The following is a 24,201-nucleotide window of genomic DNA, read 5'->3' on the forward strand; positions in this document are numbered from 1 at the left end:
ATTTGATCGGCTAAAGCGGGCGCTTGAACATAGGAAAAGTGCATGTCGACCGAACCCAAAACGCCGCTGCTCGATCAGGTCCGCTATCCCGCCGACCTGCGCAAGCTGGCCCCCGAGCAGCTTACCCAATTCGCCGACGAGCTGCGGCAGGAAGTGATTGCGGCGGTTGGCGTTACCGGTGGCCATCTCGGTTCGGGGCTGGGCGTGGTCGAGCTGACGACCGCGATCCATTATGTCTTCAACACCCCCGATGACCGACTGGTGTGGGACGTTGGCCACCAATGCTATCCGCACAAGATCATCACCGGCCGCCGCGACCGCATCCGCACGCTGCGCATGGGCGGCGGGCTGAGCGGCTTCACCAAGCGCAGCGAGAGCGAATACGACCCATTCGGTGCGGCGCACTCTTCGACCTCGATTTCGGCCGCGCTCGGTTTTGCCGTTGCCAACAAGCTCGCTGACCAGCCGGGCAAGGCGATTGCCGTGATCGGCGACGGCGCGATGTCGGCGGGCATGGCCTATGAAGCGATGAACAATGCCGAACAGGCGGGCAACCGGCTGGTCGTCATCCTGAACGACAATGATATGTCGATCGCGCCGCCCGTTGGCGGCCTGTCGGCCTATCTGTCGCGCATTGTGTCGAGCCGCGAATTCCTCGGCCTGCGCGATCTGGCGAAGAAGCTTGCCAAGCGGCTGCCGCGGCCGATCGCCGAAGGCCTCAAGAAGACCGACGAATTCGCGCGCGGCATGGCGATGGGCGGCACGTTGTTCGAAGAACTCGGCTTCTATTATGTCGGGCCGATCGACGGCCATAACCTCGACCAGCTGATTCCGGTGCTCGAAAACGTCCGCGATGCCGAGGAAGGCCCGATCCTCGTCCATGTCGTGACCGTAAAGGGCAAGGGCTATGCCCCCGCCGAGGCGGCAGCCGACAAATATCACGGCGTCCAGAAATTCGACGTCATCACCGGCACGCAGGTGAAGGCACCGCCGGGACCGCCGGCCTACCAGAATGTCTTCGGCGACGCACTGATCAAGGAAGCCCAGCGCGACCCGACGATCTGTGCGATCACTGCTGCGATGCCGTCGGGCACCGGCGTCGACCGCTTCGCCAAGGCGTTCCCCGATCGCAGTTTCGACGTGGGCATTGCCGAACAACATGCCGTGACGTTCGCGGCCGGGCTTGCTGCGCAGGGTATGCGGCCGTTCTGCGCGATCTATTCGACCTTCCTGCAGCGCGCCTATGATCAGGTCGTCCACGATGTCTGCATCCAGAACCTGCCCGTGCGTTTCGCAATCGACCGCGCTGGTCTGGTCGGCGCCGACGGCTCGACGCACGCCGGATCGTTCGACATCACCTATCTCGCCACGCTGCCCAACATGGTGGTGATGGCCGCCGCCGACGAAGCCGAGCTGGTGCACATGACGCACACCGCGGCGCTGCACGACAGCGGCCCGATTGCGGTGCGTTATCCGCGCGGCAGCGGCACCGGCGTGGCGCTGCCCGAAGTTCCGCAGCGGCTCGAAATCGGCAAGGGCCGGATCGTCCGCCAGGGCCACAAGGTCGCGATCCTGTCGCTCGGCACACGCCTTGCCGAGGCGCTGAAGGCCGCCGACGCGCTCGATGCCAAGGGGCTGTCGACGACGGTCGCCGACTTGCGCTTCGCCAAGCCGCTCGACGAGGAGCTGATCCGCAAGCTGCTGACGACGCACGAAGTCGCCGTCACGATCGAGGAAGGCGCGGTCGGCGGGCTCGGTGCGCATGTGCTGACCTTCGCGAGCGACACCGGGCTGATCGATGCGGGCCTGAAGCTGCGCACGCTGCGGCTGCCGGATCGTTTCCAGGATCAGGACAAGCCCGAAAAGCAATATGCCGAAGCCGGGCTCGACGCCGATGCAATTATCGATTCGGTGCTGAAGGCGCTGCGCTGGAACGAAGGCGCGGTCGCGGGAGAAGCGCGGGCGTGAACAAAATCCTATTGCTGGCGGGGGGCGCGGCGTGCCTCGTCGCGCCGGGCGCTCTTGCGGCTGCGCGTCCGGGTCAGGCTGGCGCGGTGCTGACGATCACCATCACCAACATCCGCGCGACGACGGGCAAGGTGCATGTCGATCTGTGCCGCCAGACCGAGTTTCTGAAGACCTGCGCGGTTATCGCCGAAACCAAGCCGGTGCGCGGCACGACGGTGATCACGCTGCCCAATGTCCAGCCCGGCGACTATGCCGTGCAGGCGACCTATGACCAGAATGGCAATGGCAAGGTCGACCGCGGACTGTTCGGCATTCCCAAGGAAGGCGTCGGCTTTTCGAACGATGCGCCGATTCGGCTCGGTCCGCCGAGCTGGAAGGACGCTGTCTTTAACGTGAGCGGCGACAAGGCGATCACGCTGCGGATGCGCTATTTCAGCGGCGGGGATAACAAGCCCTGACCGAGGCGGCAGCCACGGCCATCCATCGGATCGTCGCGTTCAGCGCGCGGCGTGCGTGGCTATTGTTGCTTGCGTTGATGCTGGCAACGGTCGGCGCGGGCTGGTTCGCTGCGAACAATTTCGCGATGACCACCGACACGCAGGCGCTGATTTCGCCCAAGGTCGCGTGGCGCGTGAACGAGGCCGCGGTCAACAAGGCCTTCCCGCAACAGGCGCTGACCATTTTGGTGATCGTCGACGGCAAGACGCCTGAGCTCGCCGAACTCGCGACGGCGCGGCTCGCCGAACGGCTGGCAAGCGACAAAGCGCAGTTCCAGAGCGTCAAGCGGCCGGACGGCGGCACATGGCTATCGCAACATGGCTTGCTGTTCGGCTCGGTCGCAGAAGTCCGCTCGACCACGCAATCGCTGATCGCCGCGCAGCCGTTGCTCGGGCCGCTTGCTGCCGATCCGTCGCTGCGCGGGATCGCGGGGGCGTTCGGGACGATCCTGACCGGCGTCGAGAATGGATCGGCCAAGCTTGCCGATGTCGACCGGCCGATGGTGGCGCTCGACGATGCGCTGACGAAAGTCGAAGCGGGCAAGCCGGCCTATTTCTCGTGGCAGGGGTTGTTCGCCAAGGATGGACCCGCCCCGCCGACGCGGCGGCTGATCCTCGCCAAGCCGGTGCTCGACTTCGCTTCGCTCAAGCCGGGCGAGAAGGCCGTCGCCGCGATCAACGACGCCGCGCGCGACATGAAGTTCGACCCTGCTCACGGCGTCCGGGTGCAGGTGACCGGCGACGTGCCACTCAATGACGAGGAATTTTCGTCGCTTGAGGAGAATATCGGCATCGTCGGGCTGATCATGGCGCTGGCGATGCTGGTGACGCTGTGGTTCGCGACCAAATCGGCCAAGATCGTGACGGCGATCGTCGTCACCATTGTCGCGGGGTTGGTGATCGCAACCGCCGTGGGGCTGGCGGCGGTGGGGACGCTCAACCTGATCTCGGTCGCGTTCATTCCGCTGTTCGTCGGGCTCGGCGTCGATTTCGGCATCCAGATCAGCGTGCGGTTCAACCATGAGCGGGCAGAAGGTGCAGCGACTGCCGAGGCGCTGGAGAATGCCGCTGCCGCGCTCGGCGCGCCCTTGTCGCTGGCGGCAGGGGCGGTGTTCCTAGGGTTCGGCGCCTTCCTGCCGACGGATTATGTCGGTATTTCCGAACTCGGCATCATCGCCGGGCTGGGGATGGTGATTGCGCTTGCGCTGTCGGTGACCCTGCTGCCCGCGCTGATCATGCTGCTGAAACCCGGTCGCCCGACCCGCGAAGTTGGTTTTGCCGAAGCCGCCCCGCTCGACCATTGGCTCGCACGCCACCGCAAGGCCGTGCTCTGGGCGTTCGGTCTGTCGATGGCGGGGTCGATCGCGCTGCTGCCGCTGGTCGATTTCGACTTCAACCCGCTGCACCTGCGCAATCCGAACGGCCCGGCGATGAAGTCGCTCGCCGACCTGATGCGCGATCCGCTGCGCACGCCCAACACCATCTATGTGCTCGCGGACAACGCCGATGCCGCGCGGGCGATCGCCGATCGTGCGGGCAAGCTTCCCGAAGTCGCCCAAGCCGTCGCGGTCGACAGCTATATCCCTGAGCAGCAGGATGAAAAGCTTGCGCTGGTGCAGGATGCGTCGCTGCTGCTCGACCTGACGCTCAATCCGTTCGATGTCGCGGCACCCCCCAGCGATGCCGAGACCGTCGCCGCGCTGGCCGCGACGCGCGACCAGCTTGCCCGCGTCGCCGCGACGCAGACCGGTCCTGCCGCCGCACATGCCAAGGCGCTGGCGGCCACGCTTGGACGGCTGGCTGCGGCCAAGCCCGAAGTGCGCGCGCGCGCGAGCGAGGTGCTGGTGACGCCGCTGGGGGTGATGCTCGATCAGGCGCGCTCGGCGCTACAGGCAAGCACCGTGACACGCGACACGCTGCCCCCCGAAATTGTCGAGGATTGGATTGCCAAGGACGGGCGCGCGCGGGTGCAAATTTTCCCCAGGGGCGACAGCAACGACAATCGCGTGTTGACGCGCTTCACCGCCGTCGTTGCCAAGATCGCCCCGACCGCAACCGGCCTGCCGGTCGCGACGCAGGAAGCGGCGCGGACGGTCGCCTGGGCGTTCGTCCAGGCCGGGATCATCGCGCTCGCGCTGGTCAGCCTGCTGCTGTGGATCGTGCTGCGCGACCTCCGCGAAGTCGCCTTCACGCTGGCACCCGTCGTGCTGTCGGGCTTCCTGACGCTCGGCAGCTGCGTGCTGATCGGCCAGCCAATCAACTTTGCCAACATCATTGCCTTCCCGTTGCTGTTCGGGGTCGGCGTCGCGTTCCACATCTATTTCGTGATGGCGTGGCGCGGCGGTGCGACCGACCTGCTCCAGTCGAGCCTCGCGCGCGCGGTGTTGTTTTCGGCGCTCGCGACCGGCAGTGCGTTCGGCGCGCTCTGGCTATCCTATCATCCCGGCACGGCGAGCATGGGCAAGATCCTGATGATTTCGCTGGCGTGGACGCTCGTCTGCGCGCTGATCTTCGAGCCGGCGCTGCTCGGCCCGCCGCGTCAGATCCGCCAGTCGGAATAAGTTACGAACGCCAGCGTCGCACCTTGCGGCGTGGGCGTGGGCGTGGGCGTCGGCGTGGTCGCGGGCACCGGATCTGCGGGCGCGGCATCGCTCGGCGGCGTCGGCTCCGCAGCGGGCGGCGTGCTATCGCCGGGCTTGGCTTCGGGATCGGCAAGCGGGTCGGCCAGCGGATCGTCGAGCGGGGACGCCGTTGCCTCGCCGCGGACCTCGGCAACCTCCAGCGCGCGATTCTGCAGATAAACCGAACGCAGCGTCGCATAGGGATCAGCGGCACCGTCCAGCAAGGCCTTCAACTGCGCATCCGATTCGACGCGCAGGTCGAGCCCGCCGAACACGCCGCGCGGGACCTGATACTCCAGCCGGTCGAACGGCTTGCCGACGCCCAGCGGCAGGACGAGGCCATCGCCCTGCGCCCCGACGAAATCGCGCAACGTCGACGGCCCGAAGAACGGCAGGAACACATAAGGTCCCGACTTGACTCCGTAGCGCGCGAGCGTGTTGCCAAAGCCATTGTCGCGGTGCGGCAGTCCATCGTCCTTGGCAAGATCGAGCAGGCCGCCGATGCCCGCAGTCGAATTGATCAGGAACCGCGCAAAGGTCTTGATCGCGCGCTTGGGCTTGAGCTGGAGCAGATCGTTCAGGAACACGATCGGCTCGGTCAGGTTCGAAAAGAAATGGCGCAGTCCGCCGCGCACCGGCTTGGGCACGACGGCCTTGTAGGCGAAGGCAACCGGACGGAACACCGCGCGGTCGAAGCCCCGGTTCAGCCGGAACATCGCCCGGTTGAAGCCTTCCCACGGGTCGCCCTTGGCATGGATACGGCGCGCCGGTGGTTCGGCGATCGACAGCGGTGCAGGGCTTTGCTGATCGACCGATGGAGGCGCGGCCGCTGGGGCAGGTGCGGCGCCCGGGACAGCGGGGGAGGCGGCCTGATCGGCGTTGGCCGGTGGCGTCGCGGCCTGCTGGCCGGGCACGCCGCCCGACGCCAGCATCAACGCGATGACAAGCTCGCTCCCGGTACCGGTCAGGCCCCCCATGCCGATCAGCGCTTGTCGGCGAGCGCGTTGATATGGCTGACCAGCGCCGACGGCCCGCCGCGCGCCAGAATCGCTTCGAAATCCGCACGGCGCGTGGTCAGCTGGCTGATCGCGTTCCGGAAATAGACGTCGCTGATCTTCCAGTCGCTGCCGACCTGATGCACGCGGTAAGCGATCATCACCGGCGCCTCGCGCGGCGCGGTCAGCGTGGTGCGGACCAGCCGGTCACCGCCGCGCGCGTCGACCTTGGGGTCGATCATGAATGCCTGGCCCGACCAGTCATCGAAATTGCGCGCATATTCGTTGATCGTCAGCTTGCGGAATGCCGCCTGCAGCGCGGCGCGCTCGGCGGGCGAGGCCTTGACCCACGGCGGGCCGACCGCGAGCCGGGTCATCAGCGGCAGATCGAAGGCACGGTCGATGACAGGCGCGATCTGCGCGGCGCGCCCGGCAAGGCCAAGCTTCTTGCCGTTCTTCATGATCGCGATCAGCCCGTCGTCGAGCGCCTGCACCGGCGCGCGCGCGGCATCGGGCGCTTGTGCCGGGGCGGCCACCGCGATCGTCAGCGCGACGGCGATCGGGGCGACGGCTGCGCCGCGCGCCAGCGACCGGGGCAGGGAAAAGCGGATCATCATCAAACTCCTGCAGTGATTGGGGCGATAAAGAGGTGCGTCATTGGCGTCCACCCCCTGAACCCAAGCTTGCGGAAACCGGCACCAACGCGGCTCTTTTGCGTGCGATGCATGGTGGCTGGTTTGCGGTGGCGAGTGATCGGGCCGGATTTTGCTTTTTTTCTTGCCGCACTGCACTATTATGGCCGCTGCCTTTTTAAGGCCGGGGCATGGGTCAAGGATGGTCACGATGTTGCCCGATTCGTCTCGGAAAGAGCTCGGGCAGCGGCTCTTGGGGGTAGGGAAAGGGACTATTCCTTGGAAGTAATTCTGGCAAAGCCGCGTGGATTTTGCGCTGGCGTCGTGCGCGCGATCGAAATCGTCGAGCGTGCCCTCGATCGCTATGGCGCGCCCGTTTATGTGCGGCATGAGATCGTTCATAACCGTCACGTCGTGAATAAGTTGCAGCGCAAGGGCGCGATTTTCGTCGAGGAACTCGACGAAATCCCCGACGGCGCGCGCACGATTTTCAGCGCGCACGGCGTGTCGCGTGCGATTGAAAGCGAGGCCGAGCGGCGCGGGCTGCCGGTGCTCGACGCCACCTGCCCGCTGGTCACCAAGGTGCATATCCAAGGTCGCCGCTATGCGAGCCAGGGGCGTGCGATCGTGCTGATCGGCCATGCCGGCCATGCCGAGGTCGAAGGCACGATCGGCCAGATCGGCACGCCGGTATATCTGGTGTCGACCGAAGCCGATGTCGCGGCGCTGACGCTCGCCGATGATGCGCCGGTCGCTTACATCACCCAGACGACGCTGTCGGTCGATGACACGCGCAGCGTGATTGCGGCGCTCGAAGCGCGCTTTACCGACCTCGTCGGCCCCGATGTCACCGAGATCTGCTATGCGACGCAAAACCGCCAGACCGCCGTGCGCGATCTGTGTCGGGTGGTCGATCTGCTGCTCGTGGTCGGCGCCGAAAATTCGTCGAACTCCAATCGTCTGCGCGAGATCGGCGTCGATGAAGGCCTGCCGAGCTATCTCGTTGCCGATGGGTCGGCGATCGATCCGGCGTGGTTCGATGGCGTCGAGGTCGTCGGGCTCACGGCCGGCGCATCGGCGCCTGACGAATTGGTCGACAGCGTTATCGCCGCGCTCGGCAATCTCGGCCCCGTCAAGGTCTCGCAACTCGACGGCATCGAGGAAAGAGTGGAATTCAGCCTGCCTTCTGAGCTAAGGCACGCCGCTCCCGCGCATCACACCGCCATCGAACCCGCCAAAGTGTCGGCGGCATAGGAAATCATCCCATGAGTCTTCCGCTATCGCTGCTCGCCCGGATCGGCAGCTACACCGTCAGGAATGAATTCAGCGGTCGCAAATACCCGCTGGTCCTGATGCTCGAGCCGCTGCTGCGCTGCAATCTCGCGTGCCCCGGCTGCGGCAAGATCGATTACCCCGATGCGATTCTCAACCAGCGGCTGAGCGTGCAGCAATGCATGGACGCGATCGACGAATGCGGCGCGCCTGCCGTCTCGATCGCGGGCGGCGAACCGCTGCTGCACCGCGACATGCCCAAGATTGTCGAGGGTTATATCGCGAAGAAGAAGTTCGTCATCCTGTGCACCAACGCGCTGCTGCTGAAAAAGAAGATCGACGACTATAAGCCCTCGACCTTCTTCACCTGGTCGATCCACCTTGATGGCGACAAGGGCATGCACGACCATGCGGTCGATCAGGAAGGCACTTACGAAGTCGCGATCGAAGCGATTGAAATGGCGAAGGCGCGCGGTTTCCGTGTGCAGGTGAACTGCACCGTGTTCGACGGTGCCGATCCCGCACGGCTCGCGGCGTTCTTCGACGAGATGGAAAAGCGCGGTGTCGAGATCACGATTTCGCCCGGCTACTCGTACGAGCGTGCTGCCGATCAGGAGCATTTCCTGACACGCGAACGCACCAAGAATTTCTTCCGCGACGTGTTCCGTCTTGGCGACGGCGGCAAGAAATGGACTTTCACCAATTCGCCGCTGTTCCTCGACTTCCTCGCGGGCAACCAGACCTATGAATGCACGCCCTGGTCGATGCCGCTGCGCACCGTCTTCGGCTGGCAGAAGCCCTGCTATCTGGTCGGCGAAGGCTATGTCGACACCTTCGCCGAGTTGATGGAAGGCACCGACTGGGACCAGTACGGCGTCGGCAAGTACGAGAAATGCTCGAACTGCATGGTGCATTGCGGGTTCGAAGGGACGGCGGCGAGCGATTCGATCCGCAACCCGCTGAAGATGTTCCAGATCGGCCGCAAGGGCATCCGCACCGAAGGTCCGATGGCCCCCGACATCGACTTGTCGAATGCGCGCAAGGCGCAGGACGTCCACTCGCTCCACGTCGAGCGCGAGCTGGAGAAGATCAAGGCCGCCGATCCCGAAGGTTATAAGCGGGTGCAGCGCGCGGCTTAAGCCGCGCTGAGGGCCGCGATTGCTTCGGCGACGCGGCCCAGCGCGCGAAATGCTGCTTCGGCGTTCCGCCCGGTGCGGATTAGCGCGGGGAGTTGCGCGGGCCGTCGCGCGAGGCTGAGCAGGACCTTGCCGATTGCCATCGATCCGTCGGGATTCATGCCGACGAGTGCAGCTGGGGGCAGGGTTTCGCTGGCCGTATCCGAAATTGTCCTGATCGCCGCGAAGGGCCGGCCGTGGCGCGCGGCGACGCGGGCGGCGATGTGCGTCTCCATGTCGACCGCGAGAGCCCCGGTGGCGGCGTGGAGCGCGGCCTTTTCGGCGACGGTGGCGGCGATGTGATCCTGGCCGATGATGCGGCCGTGGTGGGCGTGGGGGAGGGCTGACGTTAGCCCTTGCACCCAGCTTCCCCAACCGTTCGTGTCGAGCGCAGTCGAGACACCGCGCGAATCGTTCAAGGCCTGTTTCTCGACTTCGCTCGAAACGAACGGGGGGAGGTGGAGGACGACATCCCCCGCCTTCAGCGCCGGATCGAGCGCACCGGCGATGCCGCACGACAGCAGCATCGCCGCGCCGGGCGCCGCCGCCTCGAGCGCCGCCTCCAGCCGCGCGGCGTCGCCGCCGCCGGGGATCGCCCGCACGCCCTCGCGCGACAGGATGGCGGCCTCGCGTTGCAGCCCGCAGGCGATGAGGATGGTCATCGCTTCACCTCAGCCGTCATGCTGAACTTGGTTCAGCATCCAACGCCCCACAAGGGCGGACAGGGTTGGGGCGCGATGGACCTTGAAACAAGTTCAGGGTGAGGGCGGGAGGGGTAATGAGCGCAGTCGGCAAACGCCGCCCGCCTCACATCCCCCACGCGACATCCCGCGCGTTCGACCGCTTTAGATTGCGATACCGCGCCACGGCCCAGAGCGGGAAATATTTCGGATAGCCGTGATAGCGGAGATAAAACACCCGCGGGAAACCGCCGCCGGTGTAATGTTCCTGCCCCCACAGCCCGTCTTCGTCCTGATGCTCGACGAGCCAGGCGATGCCGCGATCGACCGCTTCGCCATCGACACGCCCCGCCGCCATCAGCGCGAGCAGCGCCCACGCCGTCTGCGACGCGGTCGACGGCGCGGGCTCATAGCCCGCATAATCGAGCTTGTAGCTGTCGCAATCCTCGCCCCAGCCGCCATCGGGGTTCTGGATTTCCTCGAGCCAGTCGGCCGCGCGCGCGATGCTCGGATGGTCGGCACCCAGCCCCGCGGCGTTGAGCGCGCACAGCACCGACCAGGTGCCATAGATGTAATTGACGCCCCAGCGCCCGAACCAGCTGCCGTCGGCCATCTGTTCCTTGGCGAGATACTGGATCGCCGCCTGCATCCGCGGGCTGTCGAGCGGCTCGCCACGCTGGGCGAGCATCGAGATGCAGCGCGCGGTCACGTCGGCGGTCGGCGGATCGAGCAGCGCACCGTGATCGGCGAAGGGGATGTTGTTCAGATAGTCATAGGTATTGTCGGCATCGAACGCGCCCCAGCCGCCGTTCTTCGATTGCAGCCCGACGGTCCATTCGATCCCGCGATCGATCGCCTCGTCATAGCCGTCCGCGCCAACACCAGCAGGCGCGAGCTTGTCCTTGGCGCGGTCGAACGCCATCACCACGACGGCGGTATCGTCGAGATCGGGATAGTGATCGTTGCGATACTGGAACGCCCAGCCGCCGGGACGCACCTCTGGCTTGTCGTCGGCCCAGTCGCCCTTCAGGTCGAGCACTTGCAGCGGCTTGAGCCATTCGAGCCCGGCGCGGGCGCGCGCCTCATTCTCCTCGCCGCCGACCTCCAGCATCGCGTGCGCCGCCAGCGCGGTATCCCACACCGGCGAGACGCAGGGCTGGCAATAGGCTTCGTCGTCCTTGATCACGAGCAGCTTTTCGACCGACGCCCGCGCGATCGCGCGGTGCGGGTGATTCTCGGGGTAGCCGAGGCAGTCGAACATCATCACGCTGTTCGCCATCGCCGGATAGATCGCACCCAGCCCGTCCTCGCCGTTCAAGCGCTCGACGACGAAATCGACGCAGGCCTTGATCGCGCGTTCGCGGCTGCCCTTCGGCCAGACCGGTTCGACCGTCTTGAGCACGCGGTCGATGGCGCCGAAAAACAGCTGCCAGTGCCGCTTGGCGCCTGCGACATTGCTTTTGAGGGGGGCGGCCTTGACGGTGTAGAGTTCGTCGACCTTGATCCCGCGCGGATTCTTCGCGACCGGCTTCATCACGCCGAGCACGAGCAGCGGCACGATCACCGTGCGCGCCCAATAGCTCATCTTCGACAGATGCACCGGGAACCAGCGCGGCAGCAGGATCAGCTCGGCGGGCATCGTCGGGATGACGCTCCACGGCCCCGCGTCGAACAGCGCGAGCTGGATGCGGGTGAAGACGTTGACTGCCGCCGCGCCGCCCGCCTTGTGGATCGCCGCGCGGGCGCGGGCCATGTGCGGCGCGTCGATGTCGTCGCCGATCATCTTGAGCGCGAAATAGGCCTTCACGCTCGCCGAAATGTCGAACGCGCCGGCGTGGAACAGCGACCAGCCGTCGTGCTTTTCGGACTGGATGCGGCGCAGATAACGGCCGATCTTGGCTTCGAGCCCGGCGTCGACGGGCTCGCCGAGATAATGGCGCAGCAGCACATATTCGGCCGGGATGGTGCAATCGGCTTCGAGCTCGAACACCCAGTGCCCGTCGTCGCGCTGCACGTCGCGCAGGGCCGCCGCGGCGCGCGCGGTGGCGGCGTCGGCAGCAGCGATCAGATCGGGTCGAGTTTCAGCAACGGTCAGCATGTGGCGAACTTCAATCTCTCCAACTTCCCCAGACCGTCCGTGTCGAGCGAAGTCGAGACACCGCGCGACTCGCGCGCGGCCCGCCCCTCGACTTCACCCGGGACGAACGGTTAGCTGGTCTTTAGTCTAGGCCGATCGATTGTGCCAATTTTGCGGCAGTCGCGCCGGAACGAATTGCCCCTTCGATCGTTGCGGGCAGCCCGGTCTGGGTCCAGTCGCCCGCGAGGAACAGGTTGCGGTACTGGGTCGCCGCCCCGGGGCGCAGCGCATCCTGTTCAGGCGTGGCGGCGAAGGTGGCGCGCTTTTCCTTGACGATCTGCCACGGCGGCAGCTCGGGCGGCAGCTTGTGGACCTGCGCGATCTCCGCCCAGAAAGTACGCGCGAGCGCCTCGCGGTCATGGTCGACGAGCCGATCGGCGCCGCTGACTGTCACCGAAATCCGGTCTTCGAAGGCGAAGATCCATTCGGCCGTCCCGCCGATCACGCCGATCATCGCTGGTGTGCCCGCCGGCGGGGCATAGGCGAAATGCGCGTTGACGATCGCGCGGAATTCGGTCGGCGCGGAAAGGCCGGGGAGCAGGCTTTGCGCGACCCACGGCGGCACCGCGAGGATGACGGCGCCGTGCACCGGCTCGATGCCATCGCCGAAATCGAGCCCCGTCACCCGGTCGCCTTCGGTGACCAGCGCGCGCAGCCGGGTGCCGGTCGCCAGCTTGCCGCCGCGCAAGGCGAGCCACGCGAGCGCAGGCTCGACGAAGGCGGCCGCCAGCGTCGGCTCGGCGATGCGCGGTGCGCTCGCCCTGCCGCCGCGCGCGAGCGATCCCTGAATCACCGCCGCCGCCAGCCGCGCCGACCCTTCGCGCGGATCGGTGTTGAGCGCGGACAGCAGCACCGGGTCGATCAGACGCCGCCCTAGCTGTCCGGATAAGTCGATGCGGTCTGACACCCGGTCAGAAATCCGGCCTACGAGAAGACGCCCCAAGGCGGCGTATGAGGCGATAGAAGTGCCGGGGACGCGACGCCTCGCGAACAGCAGCCACCACGGGATCGGACCGTCATTCGGTCGAATCGTCCAGCGCGCGCCGTCCTGCAGGTCAACGAAGTCGAAGCTCGCACTCGCGGGGCCGACCACCCGGTCGCTCGCGCCAATCGTTTCCAGATAGCGCGCCACCGCCTGATTGCCCGCCAACACCAGATGATTGCCATTGTCGATCACGCGCCCCAGCTGCGGGTCGTGATAGCTGCGGCAGCGCCCGCCAGCCTGGGCCGCGCTATCGGCGAGCTCGACCTTCCAGCCGTCGCGGGCGAGCTCGACCGCCGCCGACAGCCCCGCCATGCCCGCCCCGATGATCGTCGCGCGTCGGCTCAACGCAGCAGCCACAGCCTGGCGACAGTGAACAGCAGCGCCGCCTTGTTGACCTTGATCCGCGTGCGCGGGGGTCCCCAGCCAACTTGCTCCATCCGCGTCAGGATTTTCTCATAGACCGCACCCATCAATCGCGGCGCGATCAGATGCCCCTTGGGGCGACGCTTCAGGATGGCGTGCGCGGCGGCGTAATGCTCATGCGCGAGCTTCGCCAGATCGCGCGCGGGCTGGTCGAGCCGGGGATCGGCGGCAACGGCTTGCGGCGACGACAGGTCGACGCCGGCCTGCTCAAGATGCTCGCGGGCGAGGTAAACGCGGCCGATCGCGGCATCCTCGTCGATGTCGCGCAGGATGTTGGTGAACTGCAGCGCGCGGCCGAGGTGGTGCGCGAGCTTGATGCCCTCGTCATGCTCCATGCCGAAGATTTTCACTGACAGCCGACCGACCGCCGACGCCACCCGGTCGCAATAGAGATCGAGCGTCTCGAATACGGGCCAGCGCACGTCGTCGACCACGTCCATTGCCATGCCGTCGATCACCGCGTGGAAATCGGCCTTGTCGAGATGGAAATGGTGGACAGCCTCGGCGACCAGCTCGGCGCGGCCCGGCTGCTGCCCGGCGTAAAGCGACTCGATGTCGTGGCGCCACGCATCGAGCGCCGCGGCACGGCTGGCGCGGTCGCCCTGCTGGTCGTCGGCGATGTCGTCGACCGCGCGGCAAAAGGCATAGACGGCGTACATCGCCTCGCGCTCGGCCTTGGGCAGCACGCGCATCCCGGCATAGAAGCTACTGCCCGAAACCTGTGCCTGCAGCGCGGCGGGGGTGTTCTTCGGGTTCATGCGACCAGCCGCCGGAGCGCGGCCCAGGCGGCGAGCCCCGCCATTTCGGGCTTCGAATGGTGGACGCGCTCGCTCAGCGGGTCGCGAGTGATCAGCCGCCGGGTCAGGCTTTCGGCGAGCCGCTGGATCACGGCGACTTCGACCGCGAGGCGCCTGTCGCGGATCATCGCCGAGAACGCTGCCGACTGGACCAGCAGCCCCTGCGTCTGCCGGGCAAGCGCGACAATCACCGATCGCAGCGCTGGGCTGGCCTTGGCGGCGCCCAGATCCTCGATCCGGCTACCGGCCGCGCTGAGCATGTCGATCGGGATATAGACGCGGTCGATCGCACGGTAATCCTTGCCGCAATCCTGCAAGTGATTGATTACCTGCAGCGCGGCGCACAGCGCATCGGATGCGGGCCAGGTCGCCGGGTCCTCGCCGTGGACGTCGAGCACATAGCGCCCGACCGGCGCCGCCGAATAGCGGCAGTAATCCATCAGATCGTCCCAGCTTGCATAGCGGCTGACGGTGCAGTCGCGCTCGAACGCCGTCAGCAGGTCGAGCCCGTGCTGCGGCGTGAGGGCGTGCTGGTCGAGCACGGCGCGCAACGCCTTGGCCTCGGGATTGGCGTCGCTGGTTCCCGCCAGCGTTGCGCGCATCGCACCCAGCAGCGCGAGCTTCTCGTCGGCGCTGGCGGCGGCATTGTCGGCAACGTCATCGGCCGCGCGCGCGAAATGGTAGAAGGCCATCACCGGCGCGCGGTGCTCGCGCTTCAGCAGGAACGAGGCGACCGGGAAATTCTCGTCCCGGTGCCCCTTGCCCGAGGCGAGCGTCGCGGCTTCGGCGGTGATCGCGGTCATGCGCCGATCGCCGCTTGTGCGCGGCCCTTCCACATGCCACCGCGCCCGCGCCAATGCGCCCAGGCCGACGCAAAAGTTTGGGCCGCGTAGAACAGCGCGATGGCGGGCAGCGCGACGCCCCACAAGGGCGAGCGACGATAGAAGCGCAGCATCGGTTGGAAGGCGATCGTCATCAGCACCCACGCGGCAAGCCCAAGCCCGCGCGCATAGCCTTCGCCGAACAGGGTGAGCAAGACCGGGGCCAGGTAAATTAACGCCAACCCGACCAGAGTGCCCGCCAGCAGCACCGGCGAATAGCGCAGCTGTGCATAGGCCGATCGCGAGATCATCGCGCCGACCGAGCCCCAGGTCTCATAACGCCGGATGCTGACCGAGCGATCGGTCAGCCCAAGCCAGACGCGGCCCTGCCGCTTCATCAGCGCGCCGAAAGCGCAATCGTCGATCAGCGCATTGCGGACCGCGGCGATGCCCCCGGCGGCTTCGAGCGCGTCGCGGCGCGCGAGCATGCACCCGCCCGCCGCCCCGCCGATGCCGGTCGCGCGGTTCACGGCGGCAAAGGGATAGAGCATCGCGAAGAACCAGACGAACGCCGGGATCAGCGCGCGCTCGGCCAGGCTTTCGCAGCGCAGCCGCGCCATCAGCGTCACCAGCACGCGATCATCGCCGACCGCGCGAGTGACAAGGGTGGTGAGCGTGTCGGGCGCATGGGCGATATCGGCGTCGGTCAGCCACAGATAATCGGCCGCGCCCGCAGCGGCGATACCCTGGTGGACTGCCCATAGCTTGCCGGTCCAGCCGGGCGCCAAAGGGGCGCCGGAGATTATTGATAGTCGGCTAGCGTTGCTAAGCCCCTCCCCTTCAGGGGAGGGGAGGGGGTGGGGCCGCGCCTCAGGGTCTTCGGTCTCGGTGAGACCGAAACGCCCCACCCCATACCCCTCCCCTGAAGGGGAGGGGCTTAGGGCTTTCGCAGCCTCCGCCACGCCCCGCGCGATTTCCGCCGTGCCATCGCTCGAATTATCGTCGACCAGCACCACCCGGAAATCGCCGGGATAGTCCTGCGCGATCAGGCTGCCGATCGAGCGGGCGATGACCTCGGCTTCGTCGCGCGCGGGCACGACCGCGACCACCGACGGCCAGACGACGGGCGGCGGCGGCAGGTCCGCCGTGTCGCGCTCGCGGGTCAGCCAGAAGCCGTCGCGCGCGAACACCAGCACCAGCCATACCGCCAGCGCGACGCCGCCGATCCAGATCATGCGATCCGCCCGTTGGCGCGGAACCAGTCAACCGCGTCGCGCAACGCCTCGGCATAGGGCCGCGCGCGATAGCCCAGCTCGGCCTCGGCCTTTGCCGAGGAGAAATACATGTTGTGCGCGGCCATCTTGAGCGAATCGACCGTCAGGAACGGGTCGGTCTTGCCGGTCAGGCGGCACCAGGCTTCGTTGGCATAGGCGAGCGGAAACAGCGGCGCGCGCGGGATGACGACCGAGGGCGGCTTGCGCCCGGTAATGCGCGCAATCTCGCCCAGCATCGCGCCGAGCGACACATCCTGCCCGCCGAGGATGTAACGCTCGCCGATCCGCCCCTTCTCCAGCGCCAGCAGATGCCCCGCCGCGACATCGTCGACATGGACGAGGTTGAGCCCGCTTTCGACATAGGCGGGCATCTTGCCGTTCGCGGCCTCGACGACGATCCGCCCGGTCGGGGTCGGCTTGACGTCGCGCGGGCCGATCGGCGTCGAGGGATTGACGATCACCACCGGCAAGCCATCCGCCGCCATTGCCTCGACCAGCCGCTCGGCAACGACTTTCGAGCGTTTGTAGGCGCCGACGGCCTGTTCGGGTGTCGCGGCGCGGGTTTCGTCGGCAGCGCCGCCGTCGAGCGGCTTCAGCGTCGCGACGCTCGAGGTATAGACGATGCGCTCGACGCCTGCCGCGCGCGCGGCATTCATTACGGCCTGCGTGCCTGCGCGGTTGTTGCGGACGATCTCCTCGGGGTCGGGTGCCCAGATCCGATAGTCTGCAGCGACGTGAAAGAGATAGCGCACGCCTTCGGCCGCGCGCCGCACCGATGCTTCGTCGCGCAAATCACCTTCGGCGAGCTCGGCATCGAGCCCGTCGATGTTGGTCCGGTCGCTGCTCGCGCGCACCAGCAGCCGCAATTGCGCGCCCTGCGCCGCCAGCGCGCGCGCCACCGCAGCGCCAACGAACCCGCTGGCCCCCGTCACCAGGCACTTTTCGCCCTTAAAATGCATTACTGCTCCAAATTAGGCTTCCTACACCCTAGCCACGCGGCCCGCTTCGTGGAAAGTTGCCGGTGGGGAGGGGCTTGGAGACAAGCCCATATGTCGACGTTTGCGATTCTGCTGCTGGGCATGGCAGCCATCGGCACGCTGTTCAACCTTGCTGCGGCGGCGCTGGTGCGCCCCGTGCGGGCGATGCGGCCCCGTGACCAATGGCCGTCGGTAACGGTGCTCAAGCCGCTCCACGGGTTGGAGCCGTCGCTCGAGGCCAATCTCGAAACTGTTTTCACGCAAGCCTATCCCGGTCCGGTGCAGGTCGTGTTCGGTACCTCGAGCGCCAGCGATCCCGCGATCGCGTTGGCTGCGCGCGTGGCCGATCGCCACCCCGACGCCGTGGTCGCGCGAATCAGCAGCGCGCGGATGATCGGCGCCAATAAAAAACTTTGCAATCTCAGTAATATGGCCGAGTTTCAGGCGCATGACATCGTCGTCATCGCCGACAGCGACGTTGCCTGGGCGCCCGATACGCTGGCGCGCGTCGTCGATGCGCTCGACCGGCCCGGCGTCGGCCTCGTCAGCTGCCGCCATGTCGGGCGCGGCGATGCCGGTTTCTGGTCGCGCGTCGCGGCGATGGACATTGCCTATCGCTTCATGCCGAGTGTCATCCTCGGCCGCGCGGTTGGCCTTGCGCAGCCCGTGCTCGGCCCGACGATGGCGCTGCGGGCCGAAACGCTCGCGGCGATCGGCGGCTTTCCGGCGTTCGTCGATCTGCTTGCCGATGATTATGAAATCGGGCGCGCGGTGCGCGGGATGGGGCTGACGACCGAGCTGTCGGACTTTTTCATCGTTCAGGGGTGCAGCGAACCGACGTTGGGCGCGCTGTTCAGCCATGAACTGCGCTGGTCGCTGACGGTGTTCCGAATCGATCCGTTCGGCTTTGCCGGCAGCGTGCTGACTCATGCGGTGCCGCTCGCGCTGCTGGCCGTGCTCGTATCGGCGGCCAATCCCGCCGCGATTGCCTGGCTCGCGCTTGCGTTCGTGTCGCGGCTGGTGGTCAAGCTGCGGATGGACCGGGCGACGGGCTTCGCTAGCGGCCCGGCAATCCTGCTGCCCTTGCGCGACTTGTTGTCGTGCGCGATATTCGTCGCCACTTTCTTCATCGACAAAGTCGATTGGCGCGGCAGCCAATTCCGGGTAACGCGCGACGGAAAGTTACAGTTGCGATAAGGTTTCACGGTCCATGGTTATGCGCACGCTCTTCCTCCAGGCGCCCTCGTTCGACGGTTATGACGGTGGCGCAGGCTCGCGCTATCAGGCCAAGCGCGAGATCAAGTCCTTCTGGTATCCGACCTGGCTCGCGCAGCCCGCCGCGCTGGTCGAAGGATCGAAGCTGATCGACGCGCCCGCGCACGACCTGTCGTTCGACGACATCAAGCATGAAGCCGCGCAGCGCGACCTCGTCGTCATCCACACCTCCACGCCGGGCTTCAAGCAGGACGTCAAGGTCGCGGGCATGCTCAAGGAGCTCAACCCCAACCTGAAGGTCGGCTTCATCGGCGCGACCGTCGCGGTCGATGCCGCCTGGGCGATGGCGAATGCGCCGACGGTCGATTTCGTCGCGCGCAACGAATTCGACTTCACCATCCTCGACGTGGCGCAGGACAAGCCGCTCGCCGACATCAAGGGCATCAGCTTCCGCAATTCGGAAGGCGTCATCGTCCATAACGAGGACCGCGAAGTCCTGATGGACATGGACCAGCTGCCCTTCGTTTCGCCGATCTACAAGCGCGATCTGGTGATGGAGAATTACTTCATCGGCTACCTCAAGCACCCCTACGTCAGCTTCTACACGGGGCGCGGGTGCAAGAGCCGCTGCACTTTCTGCCTGTGGCCGCAGACGGTCGGCGGGCATAATTACCGCACGCGCTCGGTCGGCCATGTGATCGAGGAAGTGAAGTATGTGCTTAAGGCGTTCCCGCAGATGCAGGAACTCTTCTTCGACGACGACACGCTGACCGACAACGTCCCGCGCGTGCAGGAACTGGCGCGCGAACTCGGCAAGCTCGGCGTCACCTGGTCGTGCAATGCCAAGGCGAATGTGCCCTACGAAACGCTCAAGATCATGCGCGACAACGGGTTGCGGCTGCTGCTCGTCGGCTATGAAAGCGGCAACCAGCAGATCCTGCACAACATCAAGAAGGGCCTGCGCATCGAAGTCGCCAAGCAGTTCGCCAAGGACTGCCGCGCGCTCGGCATCAAGATCCACGGCACCTTCATCATGGGCCTGCCGGGCGAGACCAAGGACACGATCCAGGAAACGATTCGCTACGCCAAGGAAGTCAACCCGCACACGATCCAGGTATCGCTCGCGGCGCCCTATCCGGGGACGTTCCTTTATAAGCAGGCGATCGAGAATGGCTGGTTCGACGGCACCGATCATCTGGTTGCCGACGGCGGCGGGCAGATCGCGCAGCTGACCTATCCGCACCTCGCCTCGGACGAGATTTTTGAAGCGGTCGCCGAATTCTACAAGAAATTCTACTTCCGCCCGTCGAAGGTCGGCGCGATCGTCGCCGAAATGGCAACCAGCCCGACGATGATGAAGCGTCGCCTGCGCGAAGGCGTCGAGTTCTTCGACTTCCTCAAGAACCGGAATACTGAAGCGGCGTGAGGCGTCGAGCCCGCGTATCCAATCGCTCGTCTAGTTGAAAGATTGATACCTTCGACCCGTTCGTTTCGGACGAAGTCGAAAAACAGGCTAAGGGCGACGTCGCTTGTCGCCTGTTTCTCGGCTTCGCTCGAAACAAGCGGCGGAGGGTTCATGCGCGGTTGCTGCCCCCCTCAAACCGATACCAGAACCAGAAGCCCGGCAGGCCGATCGCGACATCGGCGATGCGCTTGATCAGCGACAGCGCGAGCGCGGCCTCGGCCGGGATTCCGAAGCCGCCGCAGAGCAGCACGAAGGCGCCTTCCTGCACGCCGATCGCGCCGGGGACCGCGAACGCCGCGCCGCGCACCGCCTGGCCGATGCTCTCGATCACCAAAGCCTCCGCCAGCGTCACCGGATGGCCCATGAAGCCGAAGATGACGTACACTTCAAGGCACCCGACGATCCACGCCGCGAGATGCGTGACCCAGCTCACCAGCATCGGCTGGCCGCGCTCGCGGATGCGGGCGAGCGCCGCATAAAAGGCATCGGTCGCGGCGAACGCCGACCATTCCTGACCACCGGCGAGCTTCTTGAGCGCGGTCACCAGTAGCGCACCGAACCCCAGCCGCTGGATGAAGTAGAAGGCCACCAGCAACGGCACCGCAATCAGCAGCCCGGTCACGACGGTGCGGATGATCGACGGATCGGCGCCCAGTTGCAGCAACAGCAACGTGCCGCCGAGCGTGAAGACGAACTGCGACACCACTTGCAGGAACAGGTCGACCACCACCCCCGCCGCAGCCATCGGCGCAGTCAGCCCGCGAAAGGTCATCAGCCGTGCCGCAACGATATCGCCGCCGATCTGTGTCGTCGGCAGCAGCGTGTTGACGGTGTCGCGGACGATGCGGATCGCCGCGCTTTGATGGAACTTCGGCCGCTGGTCGCGCGGCATGATCACCCAGGACGAATAGGCGAGCATCAGCGTGAGCGCATAGCGCACCAAAATGGCGAGCAAGATGCCCCAGCCGACCAAAGCAACCGCGCGTGCGATGTCCCCCAGCCGAATGCCCGACCAGACAAGGCCTGCGATCGCCACGGCCAAAACCGTGCCGACAATCAGGAAACGTTTCATATTGCTGGACAAAATATCTCGACTGACGCTGTCGGAACCGATTGGTTGCGGATCGCAATCCCCTTGGGCTACGAGAGCGGCGGGGTCAATCGGATCGATGTCGCCATTTCCGAAAGGAGAGGCGGGATGGGGAGGGCCATCCAGTCGGCCGATCGACAGAGCAATTACCGGGACATGAAGGCATGACGAACGAACTGGGCGCAATCGAACGGACCGCGATCGACGGCGACCCCACCGCCGGCCCCATCACCAGCGACGCGGCGGCGCCTGCGGCAGCCGCGACCGGCCCGGTCATGTCCTACAATGAATGGGATCCGCTCGAGGAAGTGATCGTCGGGCGGCTCGAGGGATCGACCGTGCCGTCGGTGCACGTCACCGTCACCTACAACCTGCCGCCGCTGATCTCGCGGCTGTACCGGCTCGCGGCGGGGATGAAATACCCCAAATGGCTGGTCAACAAGGCGCAAGCCGAGCTCGACGGCTTCATCGCGATATTGGAAGGCGAGGGGATCAAGGTCCGCCGCCCCGACATCATCAACCACCGCAAGAAATTCGTGACGCCCGAGTTCAGCTCGCGCGGTTTCTGCGTCGCCTGTCCGCGCGACGGCTTCATGGTCGTCGGCGACGAGATCATCGAAACGCCGATGTGCTGGCCGACGCGTTATTTCGAGGGCAATGCCTATCGCTCGCTGTTCAAGGAATATTTCAACGGCGGTGCGCGCTGGACGTCGGCCCCGCGCCCGCAGCTTTCGGACGAGCTGTACGATTATAATTACCAGCTGCCGACCGGGCCGGGCACGCCCGAGAAATATGTCATCAGCGAATTCGAGCCGGTGTTCGACGCCGCCGATTTCGTGCGCTGCGGCCGCGACATTTTCGTCACCCGCTCGAACGTCACCAATCTCGCCGGCATCAACTGGCTGCGGCGGCATCTCGGCAGCGATTACACGATCCACGAGCTGCCGAGCATCTGCAAACAGCCGATGCACATCGATTCGACCTTCATGCCGCTCGCACCGGGCAAGGTGCTGGTCAATCCCGACTATCTCGATCTCGACCGGCTGCCGCCGATCCTGAAGAAATGGGACGTGCTGGTGGCCCCCCGGCCCGATCCGATCGACAATGTCATCGCCAAAATGTCGATGTGCAGCCCGTGGACGAGCATCAACGTGCTGTCGCTGACCGAGAAGAAAGTCGTCGTCGAGCGCCAGCAGCCGACGCTCATCAAGGCGCTGAAGGATTGGGGCTTCGACCCGATCCCGTGCGATTTCTTCAGCTACGGCCCGTTCGGCGGCGCATTCCATTGCGCGACGCTCGACGTGCGGCGGCGGGGGACGTTGCAGTCCTATTTTTGAGGGGTGGAGAGGCCTGACGCCTCACTGCGCCCGCTGCGGCACGTCGTCGGATATGGTATAGTAATCGCCCTTGTCGGCGACGAAAATGTGCATGTGGAGCCGGGTGCCGCTCGGCGTGTCGAGCGCGCCCATTGCCACGTCGAGCCGTCCACTGTCCGCCAAATCCCAGAACAGGAACGATCCGCAGATCGCGCAAAAGCCGCGCCGCGCCTTTTCGGAGGACTGATACCAGGTGAGCTTGTCCGCGCCCTCAATCGTCACGGCATCGCGCGGCACTTCGCTCGCGGCCCAATAATGGCCCGATTGCTTGCGGCACTGGCTGCAATGGCAGGCAGTGGGCGAGGTGAGGGGCCCCTCAATCGTAAAGCGCACCGCGCCGCATAGGCACGATCCGCGCGCGGGCGTGTTGGGCGCGCTCACCCCTGCAACCTTTCATGATGGCGGATCACTTCGTCGATGATGAAGCGCAGGAATTTCTCGCTGAATTCGGGGTCGAGCTCGGCGTCTTTCGCCAGCGCGCGCAGGCGGGCGATCTGCGTTGCCTCGCGCGCGGGGTCGGCAGGCGGCAGATCGTGCGTGGCCTTGTAGCGGCCGACCGCCTGCGTCACCTTGAAGCGTTCGGCGAGCAGGTGGATCAGCGCGGCATCGATGTTGTCGATGCTCTTGCGATAGCCGCTCAGCGTGTCGTCGGTCATCGCGCGTCCCGTTCCCCTGTCCAACTATCGTCTTTTTGCGGGCCCGCGTCGCAGTGCGCAAGCCCGCCCCTTGCCTTTGCCCCGCCGAGGCGCCAGATGCGCCGCAGCATGACCGCGACCATCCATCGCCTTCCCCAGCATCAGCCGTCGCTCGAACCGATGATGGCGCTCGTCGCGGGCGACCTCAATCTGGTCAATGCGGTGATCCTCGATCGCATGCAGTCGCAGATTCCGCTGATTCCCGAACTCGCCGGGCATCTGATCGCGGGCGGCGGCAAGCGAATGCGGCCGATGCTCACGCTCGCGAGCGCGCGGCTGATCGGCTATGCCGGCACGCGCCACCACCGGCTCGCCGCCGCGGTCGAATTCATCCACACCGCGACTTTGCTCCACGATGATGTCGTCGATGGCAGTGACCTGCGGCGCGGGCGGCGCACCGCCAACACCATCTGGGGCAATCCGGCGACGGTGCTGGTCGGCGATTTCCTGTTCAGCCGATCGTTCGAACTGATGGTCGAGGACGGCAGCCAGAAGGTGCTCAAGATCCTGAGCGCTGCGAGCGCCGTGATCGCCGAGGGTGAAGTCAACCAGCTGACGGCGGCGCGCAAGGTCGATCTGGGCGAGGAACGCTATCTCGACATCATCGGCGCGAAGACCGCAGCGCTGTTCGCTGCCGCGTGCCGGATCGCCGCGGTCGTCGCCGAACGCAGCGAGGCGGAAGAACTGGCACTCGACGCTTACGGTCGCAATCTCGGCATCGCTTTCCAGCTCGTCGACGACGCGATCGATTATGTCTCCGACGCCGGCACGATGGGGAAGGACCGCGGTGACGACTTCCGCGAAGGCAAAGTCACGCTGCCCGTCATCCTTGCCTATGCGCGCGGCAATGCCGATGACCGCCGTTTCTGGAAGGACGCGGTCGAAGGGCGGCGCGACAGCGACGCCGACCTTGCGCATGCGGTCGAGCTGGTCCGCAATAGCCGCGCGATCGACGACACGCTGGCCCGCGCGCGCCATTACGGCCAGCGCGCGATCGACGCACTCGGCCCGTTCGGCGCGAGCGAGGCCAAGACCGCGATGGTGCAGGCAGTCGAATTCGCGGTCGCCCGGGCATATTGACGCCGCCGCTTCAGTCCCGTCGCGCG

At 66.0% G+C, this 24,201-nt stretch carries 21 protein-coding genes; 9 read left to right on the plus strand and 12 right to left on the minus strand.

Annotated elements, in window-relative coordinates; translation table 11 throughout:
* The first annotated feature begins 42 nt into the window (after window positions 1–42).
* From dxs to AX672_RS06385, 3 genes are read left to right on the plus strand one after another with little or no spacing between them, the layout of a single operon-like run.
* Window positions 43–1,968 carry a 1-deoxy-D-xylulose-5-phosphate synthase gene (dxs, locus tag AX672_RS06375; protein ID WP_066650034.1) on the plus strand — a complete coding sequence of 642 codons (1,926 nt, stop codon included), beginning with the start codon at window positions 43–45 and terminating at the stop codon, window positions 1,966–1,968.
* On the plus strand, window positions 1,965–2,426 hold the full coding sequence (locus tag AX672_RS06380; protein ID WP_066650037.1) for a DUF2141 domain-containing protein: 462 nt from the start codon (window positions 1,965–1,967) through the stop codon (window positions 2,424–2,426). Before dxs ends, AX672_RS06380 begins: the two co-directional genes overlap by 4 nt.
* Window positions 2,423–5,026 carry an MMPL family transporter gene (locus AX672_RS06385; protein WP_066650039.1) on the plus strand — a complete coding sequence of 868 codons (2,604 nt, stop codon included), beginning with the start codon at window positions 2,423–2,425 and terminating at the stop codon, window positions 5,024–5,026. Before AX672_RS06380 ends, AX672_RS06385 begins: the two co-directional genes overlap by 4 nt.
* Here the strand turns inward: AX672_RS06385 and AX672_RS06390 are convergent.
* Window positions 5,005–6,063, minus strand: a complete 1,059-nt coding sequence (locus AX672_RS06390) for an MlaA family lipoprotein (protein ID WP_066650041.1) — start codon at window positions 6,061–6,063, stop codon at window positions 5,005–5,007. The two genes, AX672_RS06385 and AX672_RS06390, sit on opposite strands and share 22 nt — an antisense overlap.
* A gap of 5 nt (window positions 6,064–6,068) precedes the next feature.
* Window positions 6,069–6,695 carry an ABC transporter substrate-binding protein gene (locus AX672_RS06395; RefSeq protein WP_168727366.1) on the minus strand — a complete coding sequence of 209 codons (627 nt, stop codon included), beginning with the start codon at window positions 6,693–6,695 and terminating at the stop codon, window positions 6,069–6,071.
* 297 nt (window positions 6,696–6,992) lie between these two features.
* On the opposite strand from AX672_RS06395, the gene ispH reads away from it, so the two are divergent.
* Both ispH and hpnH read left to right on the plus strand, forming a co-directional pair.
* Window positions 6,993–7,967, plus strand: a complete 975-nt coding sequence (gene ispH / locus AX672_RS06400) for a 4-hydroxy-3-methylbut-2-enyl diphosphate reductase (protein WP_066650043.1) — start codon at window positions 6,993–6,995, stop codon at window positions 7,965–7,967.
* 11 nt (window positions 7,968–7,978) lie between these two features.
* Entirely contained in the window at window positions 7,979–9,124 is a 1,146-nt protein-coding gene (gene hpnH, locus AX672_RS06405) for an adenosyl-hopene transferase HpnH (RefSeq protein ID WP_066650045.1), read from the plus strand.
* Here the strand turns inward: hpnH and AX672_RS06410 are convergent.
* The 7 genes from AX672_RS06410 to hpnA form a co-directional block, all read right to left on the minus strand.
* Window positions 9,121–9,822, minus strand: a complete 702-nt coding sequence (locus AX672_RS06410; RefSeq protein ID WP_066650048.1) for a phosphorylase family protein — start codon at window positions 9,820–9,822, stop codon at window positions 9,121–9,123. The genes hpnH and AX672_RS06410 overlap by 4 nt on opposite strands.
* A 145-nt stretch (window positions 9,823–9,967) precedes the next feature.
* A complete protein-coding gene (gene shc / locus AX672_RS06415; RefSeq protein WP_082730410.1) occupies window positions 9,968–11,938 on the minus strand; it encodes a squalene--hopene cyclase in 1,971 nt (656 codons plus the stop codon).
* 121 nt (window positions 11,939–12,059) lie between these two features.
* Complete coding sequence (hpnE, locus tag AX672_RS06420) at window positions 12,060–13,307, minus strand: hydroxysqualene dehydroxylase HpnE (RefSeq protein WP_269454032.1); 1,248 nt, start codon at window positions 13,305–13,307, stop codon at window positions 12,060–12,062.
* Window positions 13,304–14,143 carry a presqualene diphosphate synthase HpnD gene (gene hpnD, locus AX672_RS06425; RefSeq protein WP_066650051.1) on the minus strand — a complete coding sequence of 280 codons (840 nt, stop codon included), beginning with the start codon at window positions 14,141–14,143 and terminating at the stop codon, window positions 13,304–13,306. The genes hpnE and hpnD overlap by 4 nt, the downstream gene beginning before the upstream one ends.
* Window positions 14,140–14,985, minus strand: a complete 846-nt coding sequence (hpnC, locus tag AX672_RS06430; RefSeq protein ID WP_066650127.1) for a squalene synthase HpnC — start codon at window positions 14,983–14,985, stop codon at window positions 14,140–14,142. Before hpnC ends, hpnD begins: the two co-directional genes overlap by 4 nt.
* Complete coding sequence (locus AX672_RS06435) at window positions 14,982–16,238, minus strand: glycosyltransferase (RefSeq protein ID WP_066650054.1); 1,257 nt, start codon at window positions 16,236–16,238, stop codon at window positions 14,982–14,984. The genes hpnC and AX672_RS06435 overlap by 4 nt, the downstream gene beginning before the upstream one ends.
* Window positions 16,235–17,236: a hopanoid-associated sugar epimerase gene (gene hpnA, locus AX672_RS06440; protein ID WP_066650060.1), complete on the minus strand. Its 1,002-nt coding sequence runs from the start codon at window positions 17,234–17,236 to the stop codon at window positions 16,235–16,237. The genes AX672_RS06435 and hpnA overlap by 4 nt, the downstream gene beginning before the upstream one ends.
* Window positions 17,237–17,326: 90 nt before the next feature.
* Here hpnA and hpnI point away from each other — a divergent pair, with 90 nt between their 5' ends.
* The gene (gene hpnI, locus AX672_RS06445) at window positions 17,327–18,451 is read left to right on the plus strand and encodes a bacteriohopanetetrol glucosamine biosynthesis glycosyltransferase HpnI (RefSeq protein WP_066650063.1); all 1,125 of its coding nucleotides are present in this window, start codon (window positions 17,327–17,329) and stop codon (window positions 18,449–18,451) included.
* Between the two features lie 13 nt (window positions 18,452–18,464).
* Window positions 18,465–19,895 carry a hopanoid biosynthesis associated radical SAM protein HpnJ gene (hpnJ, locus tag AX672_RS06450; RefSeq protein ID WP_202189259.1) on the plus strand — a complete coding sequence of 477 codons (1,431 nt, stop codon included), beginning with the start codon at window positions 18,465–18,467 and terminating at the stop codon, window positions 19,893–19,895.
* A 148-nt stretch (window positions 19,896–20,043) separates the two neighbouring features.
* Here hpnJ and AX672_RS06455 read toward each other — a convergent pair whose 3' ends face one another.
* On the minus strand, window positions 20,044–21,006 hold the full coding sequence (locus AX672_RS06455) for a flippase-like domain-containing protein (protein ID WP_066650069.1): 963 nt from the start codon (window positions 21,004–21,006) through the stop codon (window positions 20,044–20,046).
* Window positions 21,007–21,188: 182 nt separating this feature from the next.
* Between AX672_RS06455 and AX672_RS06460 the strand changes: the two genes are divergently transcribed.
* On the plus strand, window positions 21,189–22,361 hold the full coding sequence (locus AX672_RS06460) for a hypothetical protein (protein WP_202189260.1): 1,173 nt from the start codon (window positions 21,189–21,191) through the stop codon (window positions 22,359–22,361).
* A gap of 21 nt (window positions 22,362–22,382) precedes the next feature.
* On the opposite strand, the gene AX672_RS06465 is transcribed toward AX672_RS06460, so the two are convergent.
* Both AX672_RS06465 and AX672_RS06470 read right to left on the minus strand, forming a co-directional pair.
* Window positions 22,383–22,781, minus strand: coding sequence for a GFA family protein (locus tag AX672_RS06465; protein ID WP_066650072.1), 399 nt, complete (start codon window positions 22,779–22,781; stop codon window positions 22,383–22,385).
* A complete protein-coding gene (locus tag AX672_RS06470) occupies window positions 22,778–23,056 on the minus strand; it encodes a chorismate mutase (RefSeq protein WP_066650074.1) in 279 nt (92 codons plus the stop codon). The genes AX672_RS06465 and AX672_RS06470 overlap by 4 nt, the downstream gene beginning before the upstream one ends.
* Window positions 23,057–23,164: 108 nt before the next feature.
* Between AX672_RS06470 and AX672_RS06475 the strand changes: the two genes are divergently transcribed.
* Window positions 23,165–24,175: a polyprenyl synthetase family protein gene (locus AX672_RS06475; protein ID WP_066650141.1), complete on the plus strand. Its 1,011-nt coding sequence runs from the start codon at window positions 23,165–23,167 to the stop codon at window positions 24,173–24,175.
* Window positions 24,176–24,201 lie beyond the last annotated feature (26 nt).

Source organism: Sphingomonas sp. CCH10-B3 (assembly GCF_001556185.1).
GTDB classification, from domain to species: Bacteria; Pseudomonadota; Alphaproteobacteria; order Sphingomonadales; family Sphingomonadaceae; genus Sphingomonas; species Sphingomonas aquatica.